The sequence below is a fragment of the Pseudomonas sp. JV414 genome, assembly GCF_032424305.1.
In the GTDB taxonomy this organism is placed as follows: domain Bacteria; phylum Pseudomonadota; class Gammaproteobacteria; order Pseudomonadales; family Pseudomonadaceae; genus Aquipseudomonas; species Aquipseudomonas lini.
Genome location: NZ_VYKC01000011.1, coordinates 26,238 through 51,046 on the forward strand (window position 1 = coordinate 26,238; position 24,809 = coordinate 51,046).

The 24,809-nt window shown below is 59.2% G+C and carries 26 protein-coding genes; 14 read left to right on the plus strand and 12 right to left on the minus strand.

Annotation, left to right across the window (positions count from 1 at the left end):
- Positions 1 to 23 precede the first annotated feature (23 nt).
- On the minus strand, positions 24 to 668 hold the full coding sequence (locus tag F6R97_RS13955) for a tyrosine-protein phosphatase (RefSeq protein ID WP_038980322.1): 645 nt from the start codon (positions 666 to 668) through the stop codon (positions 24 to 26).
- 245 nt (positions 669 to 913) lie between these two features.
- On the opposite strand from F6R97_RS13955, the gene F6R97_RS13960 reads away from it, so the two are divergent.
- The 3 genes from F6R97_RS13960 (at position 914) to F6R97_RS13970 (ending at position 4,556) form a co-directional block, all read left to right on the plus strand.
- The gene (locus tag F6R97_RS13960) at positions 914 to 1,972 is read left to right on the plus strand and encodes a PA0069 family radical SAM protein (protein WP_038980323.1); all 1,059 of its coding nucleotides are present in this window, start codon (positions 914 to 916) and stop codon (positions 1,970 to 1,972) included.
- A 244-nt stretch (positions 1,973 to 2,216) separates the two neighbouring features.
- Positions 2,217 to 2,948, plus strand: coding sequence for a carbonic anhydrase (locus F6R97_RS13965; protein ID WP_038980324.1), 732 nt, complete (start codon positions 2,217 to 2,219; stop codon positions 2,946 to 2,948).
- Between the two features lie 81 nt (positions 2,949 to 3,029).
- On the plus strand, positions 3,030 to 4,556 hold the full coding sequence (locus F6R97_RS13970) for a SulP family inorganic anion transporter (RefSeq protein WP_048397322.1): 1,527 nt from the start codon (positions 3,030 to 3,032) through the stop codon (positions 4,554 to 4,556).
- 152 nt (positions 4,557 to 4,708) lie between these two features.
- On the opposite strand, the gene F6R97_RS13975 is transcribed toward F6R97_RS13970, so the two are convergent.
- Positions 4,709 to 5,359, minus strand: a complete 651-nt coding sequence (locus F6R97_RS13975) for a hypothetical protein (protein ID WP_050681400.1) — start codon at positions 5,357 to 5,359, stop codon at positions 4,709 to 4,711.
- Positions 5,360 to 5,730: 371 nt separating this feature from the next.
- Here F6R97_RS13975 and coxB point away from each other — a divergent pair, with 371 nt between their 5' ends.
- The 4 genes from coxB to F6R97_RS13995 all read left to right on the plus strand — a co-directional run bounded on the left by coxB (position 5,731) and on the right by F6R97_RS13995 (position 10,141).
- Positions 5,731 to 6,858, plus strand: a complete 1,128-nt coding sequence (gene coxB, locus F6R97_RS13980) for a cytochrome c oxidase subunit II (protein WP_038980326.1) — start codon at positions 5,731 to 5,733, stop codon at positions 6,856 to 6,858.
- Between the two features lie 82 nt (positions 6,859 to 6,940).
- Complete coding sequence (gene ctaD / locus F6R97_RS13985) at positions 6,941 to 8,533, plus strand: cytochrome c oxidase subunit I (protein WP_050681399.1); 1,593 nt, start codon at positions 6,941 to 6,943, stop codon at positions 8,531 to 8,533.
- Positions 8,534 to 8,662: 129 nt separating this feature from the next.
- Entirely contained in the window at positions 8,663 to 9,220 is a 558-nt protein-coding gene (locus F6R97_RS13990) for a cytochrome c oxidase assembly protein (protein ID WP_315866702.1), read from the plus strand.
- Positions 9,221 to 9,253: 33 nt separating this feature from the next.
- Positions 9,254 to 10,141: a cytochrome c oxidase subunit 3 gene (locus tag F6R97_RS13995; RefSeq protein ID WP_038980328.1), complete on the plus strand. Its 888-nt coding sequence runs from the start codon at positions 9,254 to 9,256 to the stop codon at positions 10,139 to 10,141.
- A 16-nt stretch (positions 10,142 to 10,157) separates the two neighbouring features.
- Here F6R97_RS13995 and F6R97_RS14000 read toward each other — a convergent pair whose 3' ends face one another.
- A complete protein-coding gene (locus tag F6R97_RS14000; RefSeq protein ID WP_030129650.1) occupies positions 10,158 to 10,361 on the minus strand; it encodes a twin transmembrane helix small protein in 204 nt (67 codons plus the stop codon).
- A 70-nt stretch (positions 10,362 to 10,431) separates the two neighbouring features.
- On the opposite strand from F6R97_RS14000, the gene F6R97_RS14005 reads away from it, so the two are divergent.
- The 5 genes from F6R97_RS14005 to F6R97_RS14025 are packed head-to-tail and all read left to right on the plus strand — an operon-like array spanning position 10,432 to position 14,340.
- Entirely contained in the window at positions 10,432 to 11,172 is a 741-nt protein-coding gene (locus F6R97_RS14005; protein ID WP_048397328.1) for an SURF1 family protein, read from the plus strand.
- The gene (locus F6R97_RS14010; protein WP_038980330.1) at positions 11,138 to 11,731 is read left to right on the plus strand and encodes a hypothetical protein; all 594 of its coding nucleotides are present in this window, start codon (positions 11,138 to 11,140) and stop codon (positions 11,729 to 11,731) included. Before F6R97_RS14005 ends, F6R97_RS14010 begins: the two co-directional genes overlap by 35 nt.
- A 10-nt stretch (positions 11,732 to 11,741) precedes the next feature.
- Positions 11,742 to 12,821: a COX15/CtaA family protein gene (locus F6R97_RS14015; protein WP_038980331.1), complete on the plus strand. Its 1,080-nt coding sequence runs from the start codon at positions 11,742 to 11,744 to the stop codon at positions 12,819 to 12,821.
- On the plus strand, positions 12,809 to 13,708 hold the full coding sequence (gene cyoE, locus F6R97_RS14020; RefSeq protein ID WP_038980332.1) for a heme o synthase: 900 nt from the start codon (positions 12,809 to 12,811) through the stop codon (positions 13,706 to 13,708). Before F6R97_RS14015 ends, cyoE begins: the two co-directional genes overlap by 13 nt.
- The gene (locus F6R97_RS14025; RefSeq protein WP_048397331.1) at positions 13,705 to 14,340 is read left to right on the plus strand and encodes an SCO family protein; all 636 of its coding nucleotides are present in this window, start codon (positions 13,705 to 13,707) and stop codon (positions 14,338 to 14,340) included. Before cyoE ends, F6R97_RS14025 begins: the two co-directional genes overlap by 4 nt.
- Positions 14,341 to 14,537: 197 nt before the next feature.
- Here F6R97_RS14025 and F6R97_RS14030 read toward each other — a convergent pair whose 3' ends face one another.
- The 3 genes from F6R97_RS14030 to F6R97_RS14040 are packed head-to-tail and all read right to left on the minus strand — an operon-like array spanning position 14,538 to position 17,053.
- Complete coding sequence (locus F6R97_RS14030) at positions 14,538 to 15,311, minus strand: MetQ/NlpA family ABC transporter substrate-binding protein (RefSeq protein WP_315866703.1); 774 nt, start codon at positions 15,309 to 15,311, stop codon at positions 14,538 to 14,540.
- Positions 15,312 to 15,371: 60 nt separating this feature from the next.
- Complete coding sequence (locus tag F6R97_RS14035) at positions 15,372 to 16,046, minus strand: methionine ABC transporter permease (protein ID WP_052963571.1); 675 nt, start codon at positions 16,044 to 16,046, stop codon at positions 15,372 to 15,374.
- Complete coding sequence (locus tag F6R97_RS14040; protein ID WP_038980336.1) at positions 16,046 to 17,053, minus strand: methionine ABC transporter ATP-binding protein; 1,008 nt, start codon at positions 17,051 to 17,053, stop codon at positions 16,046 to 16,048. Before F6R97_RS14040 ends, F6R97_RS14035 begins: the two co-directional genes overlap by 1 nt.
- A gap of 264 nt (positions 17,054 to 17,317) precedes the next feature.
- On the opposite strand from F6R97_RS14040, the gene katE reads away from it, so the two are divergent.
- Positions 17,318 to 19,456 carry a catalase HPII gene (gene katE, locus F6R97_RS14045; RefSeq protein ID WP_048397333.1) on the plus strand — a complete coding sequence of 713 codons (2,139 nt, stop codon included), beginning with the start codon at positions 17,318 to 17,320 and terminating at the stop codon, positions 19,454 to 19,456.
- A gap of 98 nt (positions 19,457 to 19,554) precedes the next feature.
- Here katE and F6R97_RS14050 read toward each other — a convergent pair whose 3' ends face one another.
- Genes F6R97_RS14050 through zur form a run of 4 tightly spaced genes read right to left on the minus strand, consistent with a single transcriptional unit; the run spans position 19,555 to position 22,351 of the window.
- Complete coding sequence (locus F6R97_RS14050) at positions 19,555 to 20,271, minus strand: PA5502 family lipoprotein (RefSeq protein WP_038980338.1); 717 nt, start codon at positions 20,269 to 20,271, stop codon at positions 19,555 to 19,557.
- A gap of 37 nt (positions 20,272 to 20,308) precedes the next feature.
- Positions 20,309 to 21,097 (minus strand): zinc ABC transporter permease subunit ZnuB, encoded by a 789-nt coding sequence (znuB, locus tag F6R97_RS14055; RefSeq protein ID WP_030129661.1) that lies wholly within the window; start codon positions 21,095 to 21,097, stop codon positions 20,309 to 20,311.
- A complete protein-coding gene (znuC, locus tag F6R97_RS14060; RefSeq protein WP_048397334.1) occupies positions 21,090 to 21,869 on the minus strand; it encodes a zinc ABC transporter ATP-binding protein ZnuC in 780 nt (259 codons plus the stop codon). Before znuC ends, znuB begins: the two co-directional genes overlap by 8 nt.
- Complete coding sequence (gene zur, locus F6R97_RS14065) at positions 21,869 to 22,351, minus strand: zinc uptake transcriptional repressor Zur (RefSeq protein WP_007902861.1); 483 nt, start codon at positions 22,349 to 22,351, stop codon at positions 21,869 to 21,871. Before zur ends, znuC begins: the two co-directional genes overlap by 1 nt.
- Positions 22,352 to 22,416: 65 nt before the next feature.
- Here zur and F6R97_RS14070 point away from each other — a divergent pair, with 65 nt between their 5' ends.
- On the plus strand, positions 22,417 to 23,337 hold the full coding sequence (locus tag F6R97_RS14070; RefSeq protein WP_315866704.1) for a zinc ABC transporter substrate-binding protein: 921 nt from the start codon (positions 22,417 to 22,419) through the stop codon (positions 23,335 to 23,337).
- Positions 23,338 to 23,455: 118 nt separating this feature from the next.
- Here F6R97_RS14070 and F6R97_RS14075 read toward each other — a convergent pair whose 3' ends face one another.
- Both F6R97_RS14075 and F6R97_RS14080 read right to left on the minus strand, forming a co-directional pair.
- Entirely contained in the window at positions 23,456 to 24,406 is a 951-nt protein-coding gene (locus F6R97_RS14075) for a homoserine kinase (protein WP_038980340.1), read from the minus strand.
- Positions 24,407 to 24,465: 59 nt separating this feature from the next.
- Entirely contained in the window at positions 24,466 to 24,753 is a 288-nt protein-coding gene (locus F6R97_RS14080; RefSeq protein ID WP_008076254.1) for a DUF2782 domain-containing protein, read from the minus strand.
- Positions 24,754 to 24,809 lie beyond the last annotated feature (56 nt).

Here is a 24,809-nt window from a genome sequence, read left to right on the forward strand (position 1 = left end):
CGCAATGCAGTGGGAGGTATTACTTACTCGACATGGGCCGATTTAAACCAGTTCTTCATCGAGCAACTGGCAAATGGACTGGTGCTGCAATCACCATTGGCCAGCGCCGTACGAAGTTTGTCGACATCGACCTGCATCATGTAACGCACTCCTTCCTTGAAATGGGTGCTGTCACCAAAGCCGCCTTGGGTCATTTCATTCAGAGCGTCTTCCTTGCTCCAACCCTGCACAACCACCCGGTACATTGCAGCCATCAGGCCGGTGCGATCAGAGCCGTGCTTGCAGTGCATAAGCACAGGACCTTTGGTTTCGGCGGTCTGAATCGTGCGGAGGGCCTTGAGCACATCCGCATCATCCACGTGATTGGTGCGATAAGGCAGCTGTACCTGTGCGATACCTGGCGTGGATAACCAGCGTGAATCCGATTCGGGCAGGAAGTTGATAACGGTTGCGACCTTGAGCCTTTCCAGTAACGGCACCGCTCCCTGATCCGGCAATGCGCTGCGATAGAGCGTCGGGGACATTTGATAGAGGTTGTATTGCACCTCGACTGATTGAGCCCACTCTGCCGGGCGAGGCAAAGCAGTGTCGTCAGCGAATACCGGTGTCAGGTTGAAAAATGCGATCAGCGATAGGCCCATCACAGAGATATAACGCGGTAGGGGCATGCTCGGGACCGTTCAGGGAGAGGCTGGATATTGGCGTCGAGTTTGCGCCCTGAACGGTCAAAGGGCTGTGAGGGAGGTGTCAATGAAACGTGAAACGATTCTGCCGGATTGTCTGACAGCCAATGAGCGTCGAATTCTGGTTCTTCACCATCTTCCAGATCCAGTAATTCAATTCGCCGAACGGCACTAGCCCGCCGACATTCCTCGAGATACTGTATGCACATACAGCAATCAGGATCTCTCCCATGAATGCGCCATTGCCCCCTCGCGGCCGCGGCACCGCCACCAACCCGCATAACCGCTTCGCGCCTAACCGTTCAGTGGCCGAGGACGACGGCTGGTATCAGGAAGCGCCGATAACCCAAGGCACCGAAGTGCGCATTGAGACGGCAAAAACCATCATCACCCGCAACAACTCGCCAGACTTGCCCTTCGATCGTTCGATCAATCCCTATCGCGGCTGCGAGCACGGCTGCATCTATTGCTACGCACGGCCCAGCCACGCCTATTGGGACCTGTCACCGGGGCTGGATTTCGAAACCAAACTGATCGCCAAGACCAACGCCGCCGATGTGCTGGAAGAACAACTGTCCAAGCGCGGCTATCAATGCGCGCCGATCAACCTGGGCTCAAACACTGATCCTTATCAGCCGATCGAACGCGAACACAGAATCACCCGCAAGACACTCGAAGTGCTGCTGCGTTACCGCCATCCGGTGACCATCATCACCAAGGGCTCGCTGATTCTTCGCGATCTGGACTTGCTGGCCGAACTCGCCGAACAAAGGCTGGTGGCGGTGATGATCAGCCTGACCACGCTGGATGATGAACTCAAACGCATCCTCGAACCGCGCGCCGCAGCACCCAAGGCACGACTGCGAGCGATCCGGGTGATGCGCGAAGCCGGGATTCCGGTGGGCGTTTTGTGCTCACCGATGATTCCAATGATCAACGACTGCGAACTCGAAAGCCTGCTGACCGAAGCCCATGCGGCCGGCGCGCAAAGTGCGGCCTACATGATGTTGCGCCTGCCGCTGGAAGTGGCGCCGCTGTTCGAAGAGTGGCTGGCCGCCCACTATCCTCAGCGCGCAGCGCATGTGTTGAGCCTGATCCGCCAAAGCCGTGGTGGCGAACTCTACGACAGCCGGTTCGGTGCCAGAATGCGCGGTGAAGGACCGTTTGCCGATCTGTTGGCGCAGCGCTTCGCCAAAACCATCAAGCGCCTGGGGCTCAATCGTCGGGAAGGTTTCAATCTGGATTGCGAAGCCTTTTGTCCGCCGGGTCGCCAAATGTCGTTGATTTAAGGACAATCGAACCTATGGTTTAGAAGAGAAAACGATACGCCGCGTTTAGGCTGGTCACGTTTTTGGTGACCTGGAACACTCGTTCTAGAGCGTTTTATTCAGTTTGAGTTAAGTTTCAACGGCTACCTTGTTCATCGAGTGACTGATGGGTCTGGCTTTTCGACCTGGATGTTTTTTAAACAGCCACTGGCTTCATATCGGACAAAACGGGAAAATTCCCTGACTCCGCCAAAGAGGATGAATTATGAGTGACAAGGATAAACAGCCGTTGGCTGTGTCGGCTTCAGCCCAACCCGAGGCGGAAACCGCCGATGCAGCGCTGCAGCATATCGTTGACGGCTTTTTGCACTTTCATCACGAGATCTTTCCGCAGCAGGAAGAACTCTTCAAAAAACTCGCCACGGCCCAGCGGCCTCGGGCGATGTTCATCGCGTGTGCCGATTCACGCATTGTTCCCGAACTGATTACCCAAAGCGCCCCTGGCGACTTGTTCGTAACCCGCAACGTCGGCAACGTCGTACCGCCCTATGGGCAAATGAACGGCGGTGTTTCCACGGCTATCGAATATGCAGTGCTGGCCCTCGGCGTGCAGCACATCATTATCTGCGGGCACTCTGACTGTGGCGCGATGCGCGCAGTACTCAACCCGCAGAGCCTGGAAAAGATGCCGACGGTAAAGGCCTGGTTGCGTCATGCCGAAGTGGCGAAAACCATGGTTCAGGACAACTGCCATTGCACTGACGAAAACGAGAGCATGCATATCCTCACCGAGGAGAATGTGATCGCTCAGTTGCAGCATTTGCGCACACACCCGTCGGTGGCCTCGCGCATGGCCAATGGTCAGCTGTTTATCCATGGTTGGGTCTACAACATCGAAACCAGCGAAATCAAAGCTTACGACGCGGATCAGGGTTGTTTCCTGCCGCTCGATGGCAGCCATCCGATTCCGGTGGCGACGCCCAAAGCGCGCTTCTAAATCCTCCGTGTGGTTTAGCCGAGGCTGCTGATCCAGCAGCCTGGCTTTGCCATGCCTGAAGAAAACTTTGGGAGAGTCACCATGCGTGCTACTCAATTAAAAGCTGTTCTGCCACGGGAGCTACTGGCTTCGGTGGTTGTGTTTCTGGTCGCCCTGCCCTTGTGCATGGGTATCGCCATCGCCTCGGGGCTGCCACCGTCCAAAGGACTGATCACTGGCATCATCGGTGGTCTGGTGGTCGGCTGGCTTGCCGGATCACCGCTGCAAGTCAGCGGCCCGGCTGCGGGTCTGGCGGTATTGGTGTTCGAACTGGTGCGCCAGCATGGTATTGCCATGCTCGGGCCGATCCTGCTACTGGCGGGTTTTCTGCAGTTGGTTGCCGGACGTTTGAAGCTGGGTTGCTGGTTTCGGGTCACCGCGCCAGCGGTGGTGTACGGCATGCTCGCCGGGATTGGGGTGCTGATCGTGCTGTCACAAGTGCATGTGATGCTCGATGCCGTTCCCAAGCCGTCGGGGCTGGATAACCTGGCGGCCTTCCCCGCTGCAGTGATTCAGGCTTTGCCGTCGTTTGGCTGGCAAGCGGGTTTGCTCGGGCTGTCGACCATTGCCGTGATGTGGCTGTGGGAAAAATTCCGCCCGCACTCCCTGCGTTTCGTTCCTGGAGCATTACTGGGGGTTGGTCTGGCAACGGTCGCCAGCCTGATGCTCGCCTTGCAGGTCAAACGTGTAGAGGTCCCGGCCAACCTGGCGGAAGCCATCGATTGGCTGCGCCCGGCAGACTTGCTCAATCTCGCCGACCCGACTCTGCTGATCGCTGCCTTCGCCGTGGCCTTTATCGCCAGCGCCGAAACCCTGCTCTCGGCCGCGGCTGTGGACCGCATGCACAGCGGCCAGCGCTCGGACTTCGACCGCGAATTATCGGCGCAAGGCGTGGGCAACATGCTGTGTGGTCTGCTCGGCGCGCTGCCGATGACCGGGGTGATCGTGCGCAGTTCGGCCAACGTCCAGGCCGGCGCCACCACTCGACTGTCGACGGTGTTCCATGGTCTGTGGTTGCTGGCTTTCGTCCTGCTGCTATCGAGCGTGCTGCAAAGCATTCCGGTGGCAAGCCTGGCGGGGGTTCTGGTTTACACCGGTTTCAAACTGGTAGACCTCAAGGCCTTTCGCGGTCTGGGTCGTTATGGCCGGATGCCGATGTTCACCTATGCGGCGACCGCACTGGCAATCATCTTCACTGACCTGCTGACCGGCGTGCTGATCGGCTTCGGCCTGACACTGGCCAAACTGGCCTGGAAGGCTTCGCGCCTGAAAATCAGCCTGATCGATCTGCCGGCGGACGGCGAGATGGAGTTGCGACTGGTGGGGGCGGCGACCTTTCTCAAGGTACCGGCGCTGACCCAAGTGCTGGGGAGCATTCCGGCAGGCGCAACGGTGCATGTGCCGCTCAATAACCTGAGCTATATCGATCACTCATGCCTTGAGTTGCTGGAGGAGTGGGGTCGGGCCAATGCGGCCAAGGGTTCGAAGCTGTTAATTGAAGCACGGGGGTTGAAGCGCAGGCTTGAAGGACGGTTACGTACCACAACCGGAGTAGGCTCAGCCGCTTAAAAACAATGTGGGAGCAACTGTGGCGAGGGGGCTTGCCCCCGTTCGGCTGCGAAGCAGTCGCAAAGCTTTTGGGGCCGCTTCGCGACCCAACGGGGGCAAGCCCCCTCGCCACAGAAGCCCGCTCCCACAGGTGTTCAATTGCTACCGTTGAATCAAGCCGCTGGCTGATCCAGCTCAAGGCCCACGCCCAATTGGCGCGACAGGCACGGCCAGCGCTTCCACGCGGCGCCGGTGTCCGGGCTGTTGAGTTTCTCGCGGTAGGCCTCTACCGACTCCAGCGCGAAACTTTCATCGTTAAGCATCTCGTCCACAGCGTGATGCACTGCCTCATCCAGTTGATTGGCAAACTCTTCGCCAATCAGTTGGTGGGCAATCAGGTTGGCAACAGTCATGTCCAAGGGGATCAATGGCTGGCCAAAATGCTTGATGTACAGGTCGTTGACCTCTTCGACCAACCGATGCGCCAGATAAGCTTCGTCCAGCAGGCCGTCCAGGCCGATATGACCGGCCATGATCGCTGGCGGCTGGAGAAAGAACTGCTCGGCGATTTTCAATACCGGCTTGATCTGCGATTCAATGCCCGCTTCCCTGGCGACTTCATTGGCTGCATCCAGCAGGTCCGGCACTTGTTCTATATACGCGGTCACAAAACGCGTCATTACGCCATTGGCATCGACATCCGGCAATTGGATGGCGGAGTGAAGGTGTGGCAGTTGGGTTTCCAACTGACGAGTCAACAGGCCGGTCTCGGCCTCATGTTGTTGGGCTTTTTGGATCTGCTCGCGCAATGCGGCGGTGTTCATGAAAACTCCAGGAAACGAAGGCAATGAAATAGGGAAGACATAACTTAGCTGGCTTACGAAAAAGGCTAAGACGCATTTGTCATAATTATTTCATCCTTGAGACATCCACGTTATATCGATTTGCCACCACTCGTCTGCATCCTTCTCCATTCGTGACCTGGAACGCAAGTCCAACCTGTTTCAGTCGATTTACGCCATCGCATTGCGAGGTGGCAGTCGCTGTCTATACTCGGTTCTGAATGGAGTTAGCTGATGACGCCCGACTGCATATGCAGCAAGGCTCGGCGATTCAAGTTCGTAGTCTGAAAAAGCCGCTCCCTTGCCGCAGGTGAAAGCCGGCGGGATAAAAAGAACTATAAGGGGAACCCGCAATGATGCGACATCCACATGTCTGGATGGGCCTCCTGTTGTGGTCGATTTTCAGTCAGGCGCAAGCGGCCTGGACTGTGAATATGGCGCCTGGAGCGACTGAAATCAGTCACGCAGTATTCGATCTGCACATGACCATTTTCTGGATCTGTGTAGTGATCGGCATCATCGTCTTCGGCGCCATGTTCTGGTCGATGATGGTCCACCGCCGCTCTACCGGGCAGGTGGCCGCAAAATTTCATGAAAGCACCACCGTCGAAATTCTCTGGACCATCGTGCCCCTGCTTATTCTGGTGGCCATGGCGGTCCCGGCAACCGCCACCCTGATCCAGATGTACGACAACACTGAGCCGGATATCGATATCCAGGTCACCGGTTACCAGTGGAAGTGGCACTACAAATACCTGGGTCAGGACGTCGAATTCTTCAGCAACCTGAGCACTCCCTCCGATCAAATCAACAACAAGGAAACCAAGGGCGAGCATTACCTGCTGGAGGTCGACAAGCCGTTGGTGTTGCCGATCGGTGCCAAGGTGCGCTTTCTGGTGACCTCCGCCGACGTCATCCACTCCTGGTGGGTGCCGGCCTTCGCGGTCAAGCGCGATGCGATTCCGGGCTTCGTCAATGAATCCTGGACCCGTGTCGAAAAACCCGGCATCTACCGTGGCCAGTGCGCCGAGCTGTGCGGCAAGGACCACGGCTTCATGCCGATCGTGGTCGAGGTCAAGGAAAAGGCCGATTACGAAACCTGGCTGGGCGAGCGCAAGGCGGAAGCTGCGCAGCTCAAAGAGCTGACCAGCAAGGAATGGACCCTCGACGAACTCAAGGAGCGCGGCGACAAGGTCTATCACACCACCTGCGTGGCCTGTCACCAGGCCGAAGGTCAGGGTCTGCCGCCGATGTTCCCGGCACTCAAAGGCTCGAAAATCGCCACCGGACCGATCAAGGATCACTTGAGCATCGTCTTCCACGGCAAACCCGGCACCTCGATGGCAGCGTTTGGCAAGCAGCTCTCGGAAGTCGATATCGCAGCGGTCGTGACCTACGAACGTAACGCCTGGGGCAACAATAAAGGCGACATGGTCACCCCTAAAGAAGTGCTGGAGCTGAAACAGGCGGAAAGCAAATGACCCGGTTAATTGCGCATGTAAGGAACCGCTCGGGGCATGACGCCCCGGCCCGCCCAGCCCATCCGTTTGCAGGAGACAGGACATGACTGCTGTAGTCGATGACCATGTTCATACCGGCACCGCCCACGCCCACGGCCCCGCCAAAGGCCTGATGCGCTGGGTGCTGACCACCAACCACAAAGATATCGGCACGCTGTACCTGTGGTTTGCGTTCTCCATGTTCCTGCTGGGCGGCTCGTTCGCCATGGTGATTCGTGCCGAGCTGTTCCAGCCGGGACTACAAATCGTCCAGCCGGAATTCTTCAACCAGATGACCACCATGCATGGCCTGGTAATGGTGTTCGGTGCGGTGATGCCGGCCTTCGTCGGCCTCGCCAACTGGATGATCCCGTTGATGATCGGCGCGCCGGACATGGCCTTGCCGCGGATGAACAACTTCAGCTTCTGGCTGTTGCCGGCAGCGTTCCTGCTGCTGGTATCGACCCTGTTCACCCCCGGCGGCGGGCCGAACTTCGGCTGGACCTTCTATGCCCCGCTGTCGACGACCTACGCGCCGGAAAGCGTGACGTTCTTCATCTTCGCCATCCACTTGATGGGGATCAGTTCGATCATGGGGGCGATCAACGTGATCGCGACCATCCTCAACCTGCGCGCCCCCGGCATGACGCTGATGAAAATGCCACTGTTCGTCTGGACCTGGCTGATCACCGCATTCCTGCTGATCGCGGTGATGCCGGTATTGGCCGGCTGCGTGACCATGATGCTGATGGACATCCACTTCGGCACCAGTTTCTTCAGTGCCGCCGGTGGCGGTGACCCGGTGTTGTTCCAGCACGTGTTCTGGTTCTTCGGGCACCCCGAGGTGTACATCATGATCCTGCCAGCCTTCGGTGCCGTCAGCTCGATCATTCCGGCCTTTTCGCGCAAGCCATTGTTCGGCTACACCTCGATGGTCTACGCCACGGCGAGTATTGCGTTCCTGTCGTTCATCGTCTGGGCGCACCACATGTTCGTGGTCGGCATTCCGCTGGTGGGCGAGTTGTTCTTCATGTACGCCACGCTGCTGATCGCGGTGCCCACCGGGGTCAAGGTGTTCAACTGGGCCAGCACCATGTGGCAAGGCTCGCTGACCTTCGAGACGCCGATGCTGTTCGCCGTGGCGTTCGTCATCCTGTTCTCCATTGGCGGGTTCTCCGGGTTGATGCTGGCGATCGCCCCGGCGGACTTCCAGTACCAGGACACCTACTTCGTGGTCGCGCACTTCCACTATGTGCTGGTGCCGGGAGCGATCTTCGGGATCTTCGCTTCGGCCTACTACTGGCTGCCGAAATGGACCGGCCACATGTACGACGAAACCCTCGGCAAGCTGCACTTCTGGCTCTCGTTCATCGGCATGAACCTGGCGTTCTTCCCGATGCACTTCGTGGGCCTGGCGGGCATGCCGCGGCGGATTCCGGACTACAACCTGCAGTTCGCCGACTTCAACATGGTGTCGTCGATCGGCGCGTTCATGTTTGGGGCCACGCAGATCTTCTTCCTGTTCATCGTGATCAAGACCATTCGTGGCGGCGAGCCGGCACCGGCCAAGCCGTGGGATGGCGCCGAAGGCCTGGAATGGAGCATTCCGTCGCCCGCGCCGTATCACACCTTCACTACGCCGCCGGAAGTGAAATGAAACGCCTCGGTCTTGTGGGAATTCCTGTGGGAGCTGGCTTGCCTGCGATGCATGCGGCGCGGTGTGTCAGACATATCGCTATCGCGGGCAAGCCCGCTCCCACAGGGTTCCGCGTAGAGGGCTCGTGCGATGGCTGATTCGATTTCGATGAAAAAACTGGTCACCCGCCTGTTGCTGGTGGTGGTAGCAATGTTTGTCTTCGGTTTTGCCCTAGTGCCGATCTACGACGTGATGTGCAAGGCGTTCGGCATCAATGGCAAAACCTCCGGGCAGTATGAAGGCGAGCAAACGGTCGACGCCTCGCGGCAGGTTCGCGTGCAGTTTCTGTCGACCAACGCCGCCGACATGACCTGGGATTTCTATCCCAAGAGTGATGAGCTGACCGCTCACCCGGGGGCGGTGAACGAGATGATTTTTATCGCCCACAACCCGACTGATCGCCCGATGAGCGCTCAGGCGGTGCCGAGCATCGCGCCCAGCAACGCAGCCGCGTACTTCCACAAGACCGAATGTTTCTGCTTTACCCAGCAAGTGCTGCAGCCCGGTCAGCGAATCGAGATGCCGGTACGGTTCATTGTTGACCGCGACATGCCCAAGGAAGTGAAGCACCTGACGCTGTCCTACACGCTGTTCGATATCACCGCACGTCATCCGCCCGTGGCTGTTGCAGCAAGCACAGGCGGCTAGGCGTTAAAGCGTGCCCGATAAGGAGAACAATAAATGGCAACTCATGAACATTATTACGTTCCAGCCCAGAGCAAATGGCCGATTATCGCCACGTTCGGGATGCTGATCACAGTGTTCGGCCTGGGCACCTGGTTCAACGACCTGAAGGCTGCGCGTCCGGAATCCCATGGTCCATTGATCTTTTTCGTCGGCAGCCTGTTGCTGGCCTACATGCTGTTCGGCTGGTTCGGTACGGTGATCAAGGAAAGTCGCCAAGGGTTGTACAGCGCACAGATGGACCGCTCGTTCCGCTGGGGCATGAGCTGGTTCATTTTCTCGGAGGTGATGTTCTTCATCGCCTTTTTCGGTGCGCTGTTTTATGTGCGCAACATCACGGGCCCGGCACTGGGCGGTGAAGGCACCAAAGGCATCGCTCACATGCTGTGGCCAGCGTTTGAATTCACCTGGCCGCTGCTGAACAATCCGGACCCGAAACTCTTTCCTCCACCCAAGGAAGTCATCAGCCCTTGGGGCCTGCCGCTGCTCAATACCGTGCTGCTGGTGAGTTCCAGTGTCACGGTGACCATTGCTCACCATGCCTTGAAAAAAGGCCACCGCGGCGCACTGAAAATCTGGCTGGCACTGACCGTGTTGCTCGGTTGCGCGTTCCTCGGTTTCCAGGCCGAAGAATACCTGCACGCCTACCACGAGCTGGGCCTGACTCTGGGTTCCGGCATCTACGGCGCGACCTTCTTCATGCTCACCGGTTTCCACGGCGCTCACGTGACCATGGGCACCATCATTCTGTTCGTGATGCTGATGCGGGTCATGCGCGGGCACTTCGATGCCGACCATCAATTCGGCTTCGAGGCGGCGAGTTGGTACTGGCACTTCGTGGACGTGGTGTGGATCGGTCTGTTCGTTTTCGTCTACGTGCTCTGAGCCTTGGCTCTCATGACTACCAAGGCACGTGAGACACCAACTGGCCGCTGAAAAAACCCCAGGCGATCAAGCCGACAGTGGTGGCGGCCAGCGCAACACGAACACTCAAGGCGATGACCAGGCGATTCGAGTGGCTGTCGTCCTTGACCAGAAAAAACAGGCCGCTGAACAGGCTGACGACCGTGGCAATCAGCATCAGGACGATGGCTGCTTTGAGCATGGTGACACTCCGGGGGACAGGCGATGCATTTGAGTATAGCTATCGCAACTACCGACTTTCAGGCGACGCCATGAAACGCTTCCGGCCGGGCCTCGTGCCGACTCTGATGGTCGCGATGCTGCTGCCGTTGCTGGTGTCACTCGGGTTCTGGCAGTTGAGCCGGGGCGCGGAGAAAAGCGCGCTGCTGCAAAGCTACGCCGAGCGCCGGGCGGCCGAACCGATGGCCAGCACTGAACTGCAACACACCGAAGATCCGGCCTTCCGCCGGGTTCGCCTGCATGGCCAGTTCGATGCCGAACACAGTCTGCTGCTGGACAACCGTCAGCGCGACGGCAAGGTCGGGGTCGAGCTGCTGCAACCGTTTCAGGACCGGGCAACCGGGCTCTGGCTACTGGTCAATCGCGGCTGGTTGCCGTGGCCGGATCGGCGCACACCGCCGTCATTCACCACACCGACTCAGGCATTGAGCCTCGACGCCTGGGTCTACGTCTCCCCCGGCGCAACGTTCCAGTTGCACGCCGACCCAGACGCCACAACCTGGCCACAACTGGTCACCGCCATTGAACCGGCCAGGCTCTGGGCGGCGCTTGGTCGTGACGGTTTCGCCTACGAATTACGCGCGCAAAGCGGTCCCGCGACCTACCAGGCCGATTGGCCGGTGGTGGCCATGGGGCCGGAAAAACACTTGGCTTATGCCGTGCAGTGGTTCGCCCTGTCGATAGCCCTGCTCGGCCTTTACCTCTATCTCGGCTGGCACAACGCAAAGGAGAAAAATAATGGGAGCGGCCATGAATCCACCCGGCATGTCTGAGGCGAAAACGCCGGTAAATCGTCGGCGCGGGCGCTTGCAGTTGTTACTGATCCTGTTGGGAGTGATCGGTCCGATGATCCTCGCCACCGGCATGTACAAATTGCAGTTCTGGGTGCCGGAGGGCCGCAGTTATCACGGTGAACTGATCGGCAACGGCCAGACCCGCGCCGACATCGGCGTACCGGCGCAAGAAGACCGCTGGCAGTTACTGGTGACGGCGCCCAAGGACTGTTCGGTGGACTGCCAGCAGCTGGTTTATCTGGCGCGGCAGATCCAGATCGGCCTCGGTCGCGATGCCTCCCGCGCCAGCCATGCGCTGGCCATCGCGCAGCCGCTGAACAGCGATTACGCGACTAAACTTCAACGCGAGTACCCGCAGTTGCAGCGCTATTCGCTGGACCCGCCGACCTACATCAAAGGCGCGCAGAGCAATGACACGCCGCACCTGTGGATCATCGACCCTCACGGCAATTTGGTGCTGCGCTACGACCCGACGGTGAAGGGCAAGGACCTGCTCAACGACCTGCGCCATTTGCTGAAACTGTCGAACATCGGATAAGGGCATCGTCATGGCCAAACCTGGATTTCGCCTCGCGCTGTTTGCCACCTTGCTGGCACTGATTGTGGTGTTGCTCGGCGCCTACACACGCCTGACCCATGCAGGCCTCGGCTGTCCGGACTGGCCCGGCTGCTACGGCTTTATCAGCGTGCCGAACAGCGAAGCCCAACTGGCCCATGCCGAACTGCATTTTCCCGATACGCCGGTAGAAGCCCACAAAGGCTGGAACGAGATGCTTCACCGCTACTTCGCCGGCACATTGGGCCTATTGATCACGGTGCTGGCGGGCCGGGCCTGGACCCATCGTCATCACCCGGGGCAGCCGGTGAAATTACCGTTGTTCTTGCTGGTGGTGGTGTTCGCCCAAGCGGCGTTCGGCATGTGGACGGTGACGCTCAAGCTGTGGCCGCAAGTGGTCACCGGGCATTTGCTCGGCGGCTTTGCGACTTTGAGCCTGTTGTTTCTGCTGACCTTGCGCCTGTCCGGCGTGTTGCCGGCGCTGACCGTGCCACGGCGTTTGCAGCACTGGGCGACCGCCGGGTTGTTGCTGGTGATCCTGCAAATTGCCCTGGGTGGCTGGGTCAGTTCCAATTACGCGGCGGTGGCCTGCATCGACTTTCCGACCTGCCACGGGCAATGGCTGCCACCGGCTGATTTCGCCAACGGCTTTCACCTGACCCAACACATCGGCCCCAATTACCTGGGCGGGCAACTGGACAGCGATGCCCGCACCGCGATTCACCTGACTCATCGCATCGGCGCGTTACTGGTCACCCTCGTTCTGCTCGGTCTGGCCTGGCAACTGAAGGTCGTTGGCATGACGCGCCTGGCCGCCATGGTGCTGATCGCCCTGGCCGCACAAATCACCCTGGGCATCAGCAATGTGGTGTTCCACTTGCCACTACCGGTGGCCGTCGCCCACAACGCCGGTGGCGCAGCGCTGTTGCTGACGATGGTGCTGGTCAATTATCACGCACGAACCAGTCTGGTTCGGGTCAAGCATCAGCCCCCAGTGCGTTGGCGTCTCAGCCTGCGTAAACACTCGGCCGGGCCCATAACAATAAAAGGAGAAATGCCATGGCGACCTTGATCGGCGAACGTCACAGTCAGGCAATCTGGCGCGATTACCTGGAGCTGACCAAGCCGAAAGTGGTGGTGCTGATGCTCATCACCTCGTTGGTCGGCATGTTTCTCGCGACGCGCGCCGGGGTGCCGTGGACGGTGCTGGTGTTCGGCAATCTGGGGATTGCCTTGTGTGCCGGCGGTGCGGCAACGGTCAACCATGTGGTGGACCGGCGCATCGATGCTGTCATGGCCCGGACCCACAAGCGGCCCTTGGCCGAAGGTCGGGTTTCTCCAACCGCTGCGCTGACTTTCGCTCTGGTGCTGGCAGTGCTCGGCCAGTCTTTGCTGCTGGCCTTCACCAACCCGTTGACGGCATGGCTGACCCTCGCATCCTTGCTCGGTTATGCGGTGGTTTACACCGGCTTCCTGAAACGCGCGACGCCGCAGAACATCGTCATCGGCGGCCTCGCTGGTGCGGCCCCGCCGCTGCTCGGCTGGACCGCCGCCACCGGTCATGTCAGCGCCGAACCGTTGCTGCTGGTGCTGATCATCTTCGCCTGGACCCCGCCGCACTTCTGGGCACTGGCGATTCATCGCAAAGAGGAATACGCCAAGGCTGACATTCCGATGTTGCCGGTGACCCATGGCGAGCACTACACCAAAGTCCACATCCTGCTTTATACCTTTGCGCTGCTGGCTGTCAGCCTGATGCCCTACGTAATCCACATGAGCGGCGTGCTCTACCTGATTTGTGCCCTCGCACTGGGCGCGAGGTTTCTGCAATGGGCCGTGGTGCTGTACCGTGGCACTCGGCCGCACGCGGCGATCAACACGTTCAAGTACTCTATTTACTACTTGTTCCTGCTGTTTATCGCGCTGCTCGTAGACCACTACTTACTGTTGAACCTATGACTCGAACCCAGAAAACCGTCTTCATTCTCGTCGCCTTGATCGCGCTGATCCTGGGCCTGACCATTAATAAAGTACTGACCGGAAAAAACCAGGGCGACCCGACGGCACTGATCGATGCGGGGATCATCCTGTTGCCCCAAAGCCGTAACCTGCCAGACGTGAAGATGACCGATCAGGACGGTAAACCGGTGGCGGTCAACGAGCTGAAAGGCAAATGGAGCGTGTTGTTCTTCGGCTACACCTTCTGCCCGGACATCTGCCCGACCACCCTCGCCCAGCTGCGGCAGATCAAGAGCGAACTGCCGGCGGATGCTGTGGACAAGTTGCAGGTCGTTTTGGTCAGCGTCGACCCGAATCGCGACACGCCAAAGCAACTCAAGCAATACCTGGGCTACTTCGATCCGCAATTTATCGGGCTGACTGCGTCCTCGGTCGAAGACATTCAGAAACTGGCCAATGCGGTGAGTATTCCGTTTATTCCGGCGGACACCAGCAAGCCTAATTACACCGTCGACCACAGCGGCAACCTCGCGGTGATCGGGCCGGACGGGACTCAACGCGGATTTATTCGTGCACCGTTGAACAATCAGAAGCTGGTGGCGCAGTTGCCGGTGATGCTCAAGCGCGAATAACCACCCCCCCCCTGTAGGAGCCAGGCTTGCCGGCGAAGGCGATCTCGCGGGCGCCTTCGCCGGCAAGCCTGGCTCCTACAGGGGGGGTGTTTCAGGCATAAAAAAACGGGGACGCAATCATTGCGTCCCCGTTTTTTTGATCGTTCCCACGCTCCGCGTGGGAATGCAGCCAAGGATGCTCTGCGTCCCCTTCAACGTCAGAACGCTGGCAATACCGCGCCTTTGTACTTCTCGAGAATGAAGGCTTTCACTTCCGGGCTGTGCAGGGCAGCAACCAGTTTCTGCATCGCAGCGCTGTCCTTGTCGTCCGGACGGGCAACGAGGATGTTCACGTACGGCGAGTCGCTGCCTTCGATGACCAGCGCATCCTTGGACGGATCGAGCTTGGCTTCCAGCGCGTAGTTAGTGTTGATCAGCGCCAGGTCGACCTGAGTCAGCACGCGCGGGATGGTCGCGGCTTCCAGTTCACGGAATTTCAGGTCCTTGGTGTTCTCGGTGATGTCCTTCACGGTCGACAGGATGTTGTTCGAGTCCTTCAACTTGATCAGGCCAGTCTTCGCCAGCAGCAACAGCGCACGACCACCGTTGGTGGCGTCGTTCGGGATCACCACGTTGGCGCCGCCCGGCAGCTCGGTCAGCGCTTTGTACTTGCTGGAGTAAGCGCCCAGCGGCTCCAGGTGTACACCGGCAACGCTGACGAGGTTGGTGCCCTTGGCCTTGTTGAACTCATCCAGGTACGGCTGGTGCTGGAAGAAGTTGGCGTCCAGACGCTTCTCGGCCACCTGCACGTTCGGCTGGATGTAGTCGGTGAAGACTTTGACCTTCAGGTCCACGCCTTCTTTGGCCAGGGCCGGTTTAACAAACTCGAGGATTTCCGCATGAGGCACCGGGGTGGCCGCGACGGTCAGGGTGTCGGCAGCGTGTGCGGAAAAGGCTGCAACGGCAGCGAACGCGACGAGTAGTTTTTTCATTCAGCTAACTCCTTGTGAGGCGCCCGTTTGGCGCCTGCCAGCGAATGGCCGGCTCATGACTTATTTACGTGAGAAGTGGACAACCAATTTGTCGCCAACGGTTTGCAGCACTTGAACCAGCATCAGCAGCAATACCACCGTCACAACCATCACATCCGTCTGGAAACGCTGGTAACCGAAACGGATCGCCAGGTCGCCCAGGCCGCCAGCGCCGACCACACCGGCCATTGCCGTGTAGGACACCAGTGTAATCGCTGTCACCGTAATCGCCGCGAAGATGCCCGGGCGGGCTTCCGGCAGCAAGGCATTGATGATGATCTGACGTGTCGTCGCGCCCATGGCCTGGGTCGCCTCAATGATGCCGCGATCCACTTCACGCAGGGCGGTTTCCACCAGTCGCGCGAAGAACGGCGTGGCACCCACCACCAGCGGTGGAATCGCACCGGCGACACCCAGGGAGGTGCCCGTGATCAACACGGTGAACGGAATCATCACGATCAGCAAAATGATGAATGGCAGCGAACGCAGAATGTTCACCACCAGCGACAGCATCGCGTACACACCTTTGGCTTCCAGCAACTGGCGCGGGCTGCACAGGAACAACAACACGCCCAGCGGCAGGCCCAACAGCACGGTGAACAACAGCGAACCGCCGAGCATCAGCAGGGTGTCGCAGGTAGCCAGCCAGATTTCGTACCAGTCGATATTGGAAAAGAAACTCATCAGGACTTCCATCAGCGCAGCACCTCCATGTGGACGTCAGCTGCAGTGAAGTGAGCAAACGCCGCTTCCATATCGCCACCGGTGACGGCCAGGGTCAATTGCCCATAAGGGACGTCTTTGATGCGGTCGATACGACCGGCCAGGATGCTGTAGTCCACCCCCGTTTCCCGGGCGACGGTACCCAGCAATGGCGCGTAGGTCGCTTCGCCCTGGAAGGTCAGACGCACGATACGCCCCGGTACATGAGCGAAGTCGTCGCGCTGTTCGCTTTCGTCGATTTGCTCGTCTTCCTGCACGAAGCGCTTGGTGGTCGGGTGCTTGGGGTGCAGGAACACCTCGGCCACCGGACCCTGCTCGACGATCTTGCCGGCATCCATTACCGCCACCTGATCGCAGACCCGACGGATCACATCCATTTCGTGGGTGATCAGGACGATGGTCAGTTTCAGCTCACGGTTGATCTCGGCCAGCAGTTGCAGGACCGACGCCGTGGTTTGCGGGTCCAGGGCACTGGTGGCTTCATCGCACAGCAGGATTTTCGGTTTGGTTGCCAGGGCGCGGGCGATGCCGACACGCTGCTTCTGACCACCAGACAGTTGCGCCGGGTACTTTTTCGCATGGTCAGACAGGCCGACCCGCGCCAGCAACTCCGCCACACGCCGGTCGATTTCGCTACGGGACAGTTCACCGGCGAGGGTCAGCGGCAGCGCGACATTGTCGGCCACGGTTTTGGACGCCAGCAGGTTGAAGTGCTGGAAAATCATCCCGACCTGCTGACGGAAGCGCCGCAGGCTATTGGCGTCCAGCGCGGTGACTTCTTCGCCATCGACGATGATCTTGCCGCCACTGGAGTTCTCCAGGCGATTGATCAGACGCAGCAGGGTACTTTTTCCCGCGCCGGAATGGCCGATCAAGCCAAAGACCTGACCATTCTCAATCGTCAGACTGGTTGGATGCAGGGCGGGAATATCCTTACCGGCGACGCGGTAAGTTTTGTGGACGTTTTGAAACTCGATCACGTAGCGAACCTTGTGGGGCGCGTTAGAAAAGGATCAGCGGTTAGCCGGGCGCGCATTTTAGCCTGTCCGTATAGAGGTTCTTAGCATTTATTTCGCATTCAACCAGCGATTTGGCAATAACGCGATCAAAGGTCAGAAAAAAGGAACGGCGCCAACTCCCCATCGGTCACTGATTAAGCAACTCGAGAATGCCTGGATGCCGTGGCTGGGCAATGGCTCAGAAGCCTTGGCCCGACGGGAATCGCAACGAGGAGTTTACGTCTGATGAGTACTAAAAAGCCTGCCGCCCCCAAAAGCGCACTGGCCGGGACCGATACCCTGGACCGCAGCAACACCAACGCCAAGCTCGACAGCCTGGAAAAATTTCGCTCCGATGCCTCCGAGCAGGCCTTGCGCACCAACCAGGGCGTAAAGGTCGCGGACAATCAGAACACGTTGAAGGGCGGTGCCCGCGGGCCGTCGTTGCTGGAAGATTTCATCATGCGTGAAAAGATCACGCACTTTGACCATGAACGCATTCCCGAGCGCATCGTCCATGCCCGTGGTACCGGCGCCCATGGTTACTTCCAGGCGTATGAAACCCATTCGGTACTGACCAAGGCCGGATTCCTACAAGACCCACTTCAAAAGACTCCGGTTTTTGTGCGCTTTTCCACGGTGCAAGGCCCACGCGGGTCAGGCGATACCGTCCGGGACGTACGAGGTTTCGCGGTGAAGTTTTTCACCGATGAAGGCAACTTCGATCTGGTGGGCAACAACATGCCAGTGTTCTTCATTCAGGATGCGATCAAGTTTCCTGACTTCGTACATGCGGTAAAACCCGAGCCCCACAATGAGATTCCTACCGGCGGTTCGGCCCACGATACGTTCTGGGACTTTGTTTCTCTGGTGCCGGAATCCGCGCACATGGTGATGTGGACCATGTCTGACCGGGCGATCCCCAAAAGCCTGCGCACCATGCAAGGCTTCGGCGTGCACACGTTTCGCATGATCAATGCCGAAGGCAAGGCGCGCTTCGTAAAATTCCACTGGCGCCCCGCCGCCGGTACCTGCTCGCTGGTGTGGGATGAAGCGCAGAAGCTTGCCGGTAAAGACACCGACTTCCACCGTCGTGATCTTTGGGAGTCCATCGAGATGGGGGACTACCCGGAATGGGAATTGGGCGTACAGGTCATCGAGGAGGAAAACGAACATGCCTTCGATTTCGACCTTCTCGATCCAACCAAAATCATTCCCGAGGAAGTCGTGCCGATCACTCCGCTGGGCAAGATGGTGCTCAACCGCAACCCGGACAACTTCTTCGCCGAAACCGAGCAGGTTGCCTTCTGCCCCGGGCATATCGTGCCGGGGATCGACTTCTCCAATGATCCGTTGCTGCAAGGTCGGTTGTTTTCCTACACCGATACGCAGATCAGCCGACTGGGTGGGCCGAATTTTCATGAGATCCCGATCAACCGTCCGGTTTCACCATTCCACAACGGCCAACGAGATGCGCAGCACCGCACCACCATCGACAAGGGACGCGCCTCCTACGAGCCGAACTCTATCGACAGCGGCTGGCCGAAGGAAACCCCACCAGCCGCGCAGAACGGTGGCTTCGAGACTTATCCGGAGCGCATCGACGCTGCGAAAATCCGCCAGCGCAGCGAGTCGTTCGCCGACCACTTCTCTCAGGCGCGGCTGTTCTTTCACAGCATGAGCAAGCACGAACAGGAACACATCATCGCGGCCTACAGCTTCGAGCTGGGCAAGGTCGAACGCGAATTTATTCGTGCGCGGCAGGTGAATGAGATCCTGGCCAATATCGATCTGGAACTGGCCAAACGCGTGGCGCAGAACCTGGGCTTGCCGGTACCGAAGGCCGGAACGGTCGAGGTGCGCAAAACTTCACTCGACCACTCCCCCGCCCTGAGCCAGGCCAACCTGCTGTCGGGGGATATCAAAACCCGAAAAGTGGCCATTTTGGCGGCCAACGGGGTGGATGGCGCAGCGGTTGATGCGATGAAAAAGGCTCTGATGGCCGAAGGCGCGCACGCCAAACTGCTCGGCCCGACCTCGGCCCCCGTGACAACCGCCGATGGCAAAGCGCTGCCGGTGGATGCGTCGATGGAAGGTTTGCCTTCTGTAGCCTTCGACGCGGTGTTCGTGCCGGGTGGCGCGGCCTCGATCAAGGCGCTGAGTACCGATGGAGTAGCGCTGCATTATCTGCTGGAGGCGTACAAGCATTTGAAGGCCATCGCGTTGCATGGCGAAGCGAAGCAGTTGCTGGATGTGTTGAGACTGGAGGCTGATGCCGGGTTGATCGTGGGGACGGATGCCAAGCTGTTCAAGGCGTTTTTTGCCGCGATCGGGCAGCATCGGGTTTGGGAGAGGGAGCCAAAGGCCAAGGCGGTTCCGGCTTAAGGATTTTTATCGAATAGGAGGACGCCTTCGCGGGCAAGCCTCGCTCCTACAGGTTTTTTACGTCGAATCTGTAGGAGAGAGGCTTGCCCGCGAAGCTTTTAGGGCTTACGCGGACTCAAAACCATCTGCGCCGGAATGTTGCGCAAAATCTGCTTTTCCAGCTTCAGATCAAACTCCGAATCCAGCTTCTTCACCCGTTTGGTCAGCAGCGTGGCCAGCCATGGGTAATCCTGGGTGCGCGGCGCCTGAATGCTCACATCGCACTGATAATTCACCACGTCGGCGGCAATGGCATCCAGTTGACGACGAAGCTTGCTCATATCGGTGAGGTTCAACGCCACCGTAGTGCTTTCAGCCGTCGGGTCGATCACTTTGGCCTGAGGTTTGGCTTCAGCCGCCATGAGAGCCGCTTCGGCTTTATCCAGTTCGGCCTTGCGCGCATGGACAATGGCGCTGTTGACGCCACCGGTCAGCGCCGGAGCCTTAGGCATCAATACCCGGGCACGGCTCAGCGCCGTGGCCGCGGCATTCACATCACCTTTCTGCAGCACGATCCGGCTGCGCAGCAAATAAGCTTCGGCCAATTGCCGCTGGTATTGCTCGAGGGATTGATCGTTGGGTGACTCGGCTTGCAAGGCCGCCAATTGCCCTTCGGCGGTGGCCAGTTCGCTGCTGGCCAGGCTTTGTTCCAGCTGTGCGATAGCCGTGGCCCGCGCATCGGGGGCCTCGGTGGCCGCCGGTGGCGTGCTTTGGCAAGCGCCCAGCAGCAGCGAAAATGCGACAAGGAGCAGATAACGGGAGGCGAACAGCTTCATTCCTGCGACTCTCTATTTGCGCAAAAAACGAGCAAGTCTACACCCCTCGACGGGGCAGGACAAAACTCAGCAGAAACAGCGCGGCGGCCGTCACCACAATCGACGGGCCAGCCGGGGTGTCCTTGAACCAGGACAACGCCAGCCCGCCACACACCGCGAGCATGCCCAGCAGGCTCGCGCCCAATGCCATCTGCTCCGGCGAGCGGGCGTGACGCTGTGCCGCAGCCGCCGGAATAATCAGTAACGAAGTAATCAGCAACACGCCGACGATTTTCATCGCCACCGCAATCACCACAGCGATCAGCAACATCAGCGCCAGGCGCAACGCCGCCACGGGCAAACCTTCCACTTTGGCCAGTTCTTCGTGCACCGTGATCGCGAGCAACGGTCGCCACAGCGTGACCAGCAATGCCAGCACCGCCGCGCTACCGCCGAGGATCCAGGCCAGATCGGTCGGACTGATCGCCAGCAGGTCGCCGAACAGATAGGCCATCAGGTCGATCCGTACTTCATGCATGAAGCTTAGTACCACCAGGCCAAGCGAGAGCGTGCTCGGTGCGAGAATTCCCAAAAGCGTGTCGGACGCCAGTGGCTGCCGTTGTTGCAACGTCACCAGCAATACCGCCAGCAACAAGCAACCGACCGTGACGGCAACGGTCGGGCTGACATCCAGCAGAAAACCCAGTGCCACGCCGAGCAATGCGGCATGGGATAGCGTGTCGCCGAAATAGGCCATCCGCCGCCAGACCACGAACGAACCCAACGGGCCCGCGACCAGCGCCAAGGCCAGACCTGCAAGCAGGGCATAGAGCAGAAAATCAGCCATGCTTGCAGCTATCTCCATGAACGTGAGTCGACGGGACCGCGATGACCACCGAGCCATGCAGGTCGTGGGCGTGGTCGTGATGGTGGTGATAAATCGCCAGGCTTTGTGCGTTTTTTCCGAACAGCTCGACGAATGCCGGATCGCCGCTGACCTGCTCGGGATGTCCAGAGCAGCAGACGTGGCGGTTCAGGCACACCACCTGGTCGGTGGTGCTCATCACCAGATGCAAATCGTGAGAGACCATCAAAACGCCGCAACCATGCCGGTCGCGCAAGCGTGTAATCAGGCTATAGAGCTCGGCTTGACCGGCCACATCGACGCCTTGCACCGGCTCATCAAGCACCAGCAGTTCCGGCTCACGCAACAATGCCCGCGCCAGCAGCACTCGCTGCATTTCGCCACCGGAAACACTTTGCACCGGGCTGTCGATGACCTGTTCGGCACCGACTTCCTTGAGGGCCGCCAAGGCCCGAGCGCGATCCACGCCCGGAACCAGACGCAAGAAGCGCAGCACCGACAGCGGCAGGGTCGGATCGACGTGAAGTTTTTGCGGCATGTAACCGACCCGCAACTTCGGCTTGCGCCAGACGCTGCCGCTGTCCGGTTTCAGCAAACCGAGCACCGCGCGCACCAGCGTGGTTTTGCCGGCACCGTTGGGGCCGATCAACGTGACGATCTGCCCCGGTTCGACGCTTAGCTCGATATTGTCCAGCACGTTTTGCCCGGCAAAGGTGACAGCCACCTGCTCGAGGCGAATCAGCGCGTTGCTCATCAAGCCCCCTGGCAACCCGAGCAGAGACCGATCACTTCAACGGTCTGGGCCTCGACGATAAATCCGACATCTTTGGCGCTATTGATGATCGCGTCGCTGATGGATTTCTGTTCGAGTTCGATGGCGGCGTGGCATTCGCGGCAGATCAGGAACTGGCCTTGGTGAGCGTGTTCCGGGTGATTGCAGCCGACGAAGGCGTTCAGCGAAGAGATCCGGTGTACCAGGCCGTTTTCCAGCAGGAAATCCAGCGCGCGGTACACGGTTGGAGGCGCGGCGCGGCGGCCGTCCTGCTCGCTGAGCACCGCCAGAATGTCGTAGGCACCCAATGGTTTGTGGCTTTGCCAGACCAGTTCCAGCACTCGCCGGCGCAATGCGGTCAGGCGCAGCCCCTGACGTGCGCACAAGGCATCGGCCTCAGACAATGCGCTATGCACACAATGAGAGTGGTCGTGGGGACGGCTGGCAATCGGTGTTTTAGGCATGAGCGCGACGAGTTTTGTGAGAGACGTTATTATGTTACCCGTTCTCGCCTCTTCGAGTGGTCATCGTGTCCCGACTTTTTTCCATCTTTGTCGCATTTATCGCAAGTTTTCTGCTGATCGGCTCAGCTCAAGCCGAGGTCAAAGTCCTCACCAGCGTCAAACCCCTGCAGCTGATTGCCGCGGCGGTGCAGGACGGCATAGCAGTTCCGGAAGTCTTGCTGCCGCCCGGCGCCTCGCCCCATAACTATGCCTTGCGCCCTTCCGACGTACGGAAAGTGCAATCGGTGGATCTGCTGTACTGGATCGGCCCGGACATGGAAGGTTTCCTGCCTCGCGTGCTGAAAGGTCGTACGTTGCCCAACGTCGCGGTACAGGATTTGCCTGGCCTGAAACTGCGACATTTCGCCGGAGATAACCACTCCGACGCAGAAGAAGCCGACGAGCATGACCACGATCACCGTCCCGGCAGCCTGGATGCACACTTGTGGTTGTCACCGATCAACGCCCGAGTGATCGCCACCAAAATGGCCACCGATCTGAGCGCTGCCGATCCGGCCAACGCGGCACGCTACCAGAGCAACCTCAAGGCATTCGATGAGCGACTGGATGCTTTGGACCTGCGCCTGAAGACCCGTCTGGCGGGTATCGCGGGCAAGCCTTACTTCGTGTTCCACGAAGCCTTCGACTACTTCGAAGACGCTTACGGCCTCAAGCACACCGGCGTGTTCAGTGTCGCTGCCGAAGTGCAGCCCGGTGCCCAACACGTGGCAGCGATGCGCACGCGGTTGCAGGAAGTCGGCAAGACCTGCGTGTTCAGTGAACCTCCGTTGCGCCCACGCCTGGCAGAAACCCTGGTGGCCGGGTTGCCGGTGAAATTGGCGGAGCTGGATGCATTGGGCGGGTACACGCCAGCGACCGCTCAGGGGTATGAGCAGTTGCTGGAAAAGCTGGGGAATGATTTGGCGGGGTGTCTGGAGTCGTTGTAGTTCCGAAAATTGTGTCGCCCCCAATCGCGGGCAAGCCACGCTCCCACAGAGTTTGTATCGTTCGCCAATATTATGAACGACACAAACCCTGTGGGAGCGTGGCTTGCCCGCGATGCTTTTAGAGGGCGAACGGCAGCGGCGTACTGACCTTCTGCCGCTGCGCCAACCGCAGCTGAAACTCCATCGGATCGTGAATCAACACGTCCTGCCCGGCGAAAGACTCCGCGGCAATCAACCGCGACAACCAGAACCGTACGCACGCCACGCGCAGCATGGTCGGCCATAGCTCGGCTTCGGCAGCGGTAAACGGTCGCAGCGCGGCATAAGCGCCCAGCAATGCCCGCGCCCGAGCGCCATCAAGCTGTCCTTGTTCGTCCGAACACCAATCGTTCAAGGCAATCGCCACGTCATAGAGCATCGGTCCCGAACAGGCGTTGTAGAAGTCGATCAACCCGGTCAGGTGCGTGCCTTCGAACATCGCGTTGTCGCGGAACAGGTCCGCGTGGATGTTGGCTCGCGGCAGTGCCAGAATTTTCGTCTTCTGTTGTGTGATTTCATCCAGCGCCCGTTGCAGCAAATCGCTTTGCTCGGCATTCAGATGCGAAAGCAACTGCGTGCCCTCCTCCAGCATCCAGTCCAGGCCGCGATCGGTTTTGCGTTTGATCATGTTGGCCTGGGTCGCCAAATGCAGATGAGCCAGCAACTCGCCGACCTGAGCGCAATGCTGCGCGTTGGCGTCCTTGATGTGCTTGCCCGCCAGACGTGGCTGCAACAGCGCAGGTTTGCCGGCCAGCTCGCGCAAGGCGACGCCGTCGGTGGTACGCAGTGCATAAGGCACCGGCAGGTTGGCATCGTGCAGCACGTCGAGCAGCTCGATGAAGAACGGCATCTCCTGCACCGGACCGCGCTCAACGAGGGTCAGGACAAATTCGCCCTGCTCCAGGCTGATAAAGAAATTGGTGTTTTCGCTACCGGCGGCGATCCCCTGGAAATCAAGCAGGCGGCCGAGCCCGTAAGGGGCGAGAAAGGTTTCCAGCTCGGGCCGAGCCAGGGGGGTGAACACAGACATGGTTAAAACTGCCAGTACGGGCGCCGCGACTGTCGGCGCCGATTTAAGTTAGGAGCGGTTTACCACTCGAATATTTTCCACGACGGAATCAGCATATCCGGCTGGTCCGAGCGGATGAAGTTACCGTCCGAGCCATCAGCGCGCACCAGGAAATAAGGCTTACCGACTTTCGGAGTCACCTTGATGGCGTACAAAAAGCCATTTTGCCGATATTCCTGAATGGTTTTATCGCCTTCCGTGCGGATTGTTACATCCGGGTCTGCCGAGGGCGCATCGTCCGCCGCCATGACAGCCAATGGAGTGATTGCAAACAAGCCAGCCAGCAACAAGCGATTTAGTGTGCGCATGATAACCTTGTCCCTTTGTCGTCAACGGTCCCGCTATTCTAGCGCCGGACCCGCCG

Excerpts from the sequence above, each read along its gene's own strand:
- F6R97_RS13990 (WP_315866702.1), top strand. The coding sequence starts at position 8,663 with ATGGCTGATTCGATTTCGATGAAAAAACTGGTCACCCGCCTGTTGCTG.
- F6R97_RS14025 (WP_048397331.1), top strand. The coding sequence starts at position 13,705 with ATGACTCGAACCCAGAAAACCGTCTTCATTCTCGTCGCCTTGATCGCG.
- F6R97_RS14030 (WP_315866703.1), bottom strand. The coding sequence starts at position 15,311 with ATGAAAAAACTACTCGTCGCGTTCGCTGCCGTTGCAGCCTTTTCCGCA.
- F6R97_RS13975 (WP_050681400.1), bottom strand. The coding sequence starts at position 5,359 with ATGAACACCGCCGCATTGCGCGAGCAGATCCAAAAAGCCCAACAACAT.
- ctaD (WP_050681399.1), top strand. The coding sequence starts at position 6,941 with ATGACTGCTGTAGTCGATGACCATGTTCATACCGGCACCGCCCACGCC.
- F6R97_RS14000 (WP_030129650.1), bottom strand. The coding sequence starts at position 10,361 with ATGCTCAAAGCAGCCATCGTCCTGATGCTGATTGCCACGGTCGTCAGC.
- coxB (WP_038980326.1), top strand. The coding sequence starts at position 5,731 with ATGATGCGACATCCACATGTCTGGATGGGCCTCCTGTTGTGGTCGATT.
- F6R97_RS14010 (WP_038980330.1), top strand. The coding sequence starts at position 11,138 with ATGGGAGCGGCCATGAATCCACCCGGCATGTCTGAGGCGAAAACGCCG.
- katE (WP_048397333.1), top strand. The coding sequence starts at position 17,318 with ATGAGTACTAAAAAGCCTGCCGCCCCCAAAAGCGCACTGGCCGGGACC.
- F6R97_RS14080 (WP_008076254.1), bottom strand. The coding sequence starts at position 24,753 with ATGCGCACACTAAATCGCTTGTTGCTGGCTGGCTTGTTTGCAATCACT.
- F6R97_RS13995 (WP_038980328.1), top strand. The coding sequence starts at position 9,254 with ATGGCAACTCATGAACATTATTACGTTCCAGCCCAGAGCAAATGGCCG.
- F6R97_RS13965 (WP_038980324.1), top strand. The coding sequence starts at position 2,217 with ATGAGTGACAAGGATAAACAGCCGTTGGCTGTGTCGGCTTCAGCCCAA.
- F6R97_RS13955 (WP_038980322.1), bottom strand. The coding sequence starts at position 668 with ATGCCCCTACCGCGTTATATCTCTGTGATGGGCCTATCGCTGATCGCA.
- F6R97_RS14035 (WP_052963571.1), bottom strand. The coding sequence starts at position 16,046 with ATGGAAGTCCTGATGAGTTTCTTTTCCAATATCGACTGGTACGAAATC.
- znuB (WP_030129661.1), bottom strand. The coding sequence starts at position 21,097 with ATGGCTGATTTTCTGCTCTATGCCCTGCTTGCAGGTCTGGCCTTGGCG.
- F6R97_RS14015 (WP_038980331.1), top strand. The coding sequence starts at position 11,742 with ATGGCCAAACCTGGATTTCGCCTCGCGCTGTTTGCCACCTTGCTGGCA.
- F6R97_RS14075 (WP_038980340.1), bottom strand. The coding sequence starts at position 24,406 with ATGTCTGTGTTCACCCCCCTGGCTCGGCCCGAGCTGGAAACCTTTCTC.
- zur (WP_007902861.1), bottom strand. The coding sequence starts at position 22,351 with ATGCCTAAAACACCGATTGCCAGCCGTCCCCACGACCACTCTCATTGT.
- F6R97_RS13970 (WP_048397322.1), top strand. The coding sequence starts at position 3,030 with ATGCGTGCTACTCAATTAAAAGCTGTTCTGCCACGGGAGCTACTGGCT.
- F6R97_RS13960 (WP_038980323.1), top strand. The coding sequence starts at position 914 with ATGAATGCGCCATTGCCCCCTCGCGGCCGCGGCACCGCCACCAACCCG.
- cyoE (WP_038980332.1), top strand. The coding sequence starts at position 12,809 with ATGGCGACCTTGATCGGCGAACGTCACAGTCAGGCAATCTGGCGCGAT.
- F6R97_RS14050 (WP_038980338.1), bottom strand. The coding sequence starts at position 20,271 with ATGAAGCTGTTCGCCTCCCGTTATCTGCTCCTTGTCGCATTTTCGCTG.
- F6R97_RS14005 (WP_048397328.1), top strand. The coding sequence starts at position 10,432 with ATGAAACGCTTCCGGCCGGGCCTCGTGCCGACTCTGATGGTCGCGATG.
- znuC (WP_048397334.1), bottom strand. The coding sequence starts at position 21,869 with ATGAGCAACGCGCTGATTCGCCTCGAGCAGGTGGCTGTCACCTTTGCC.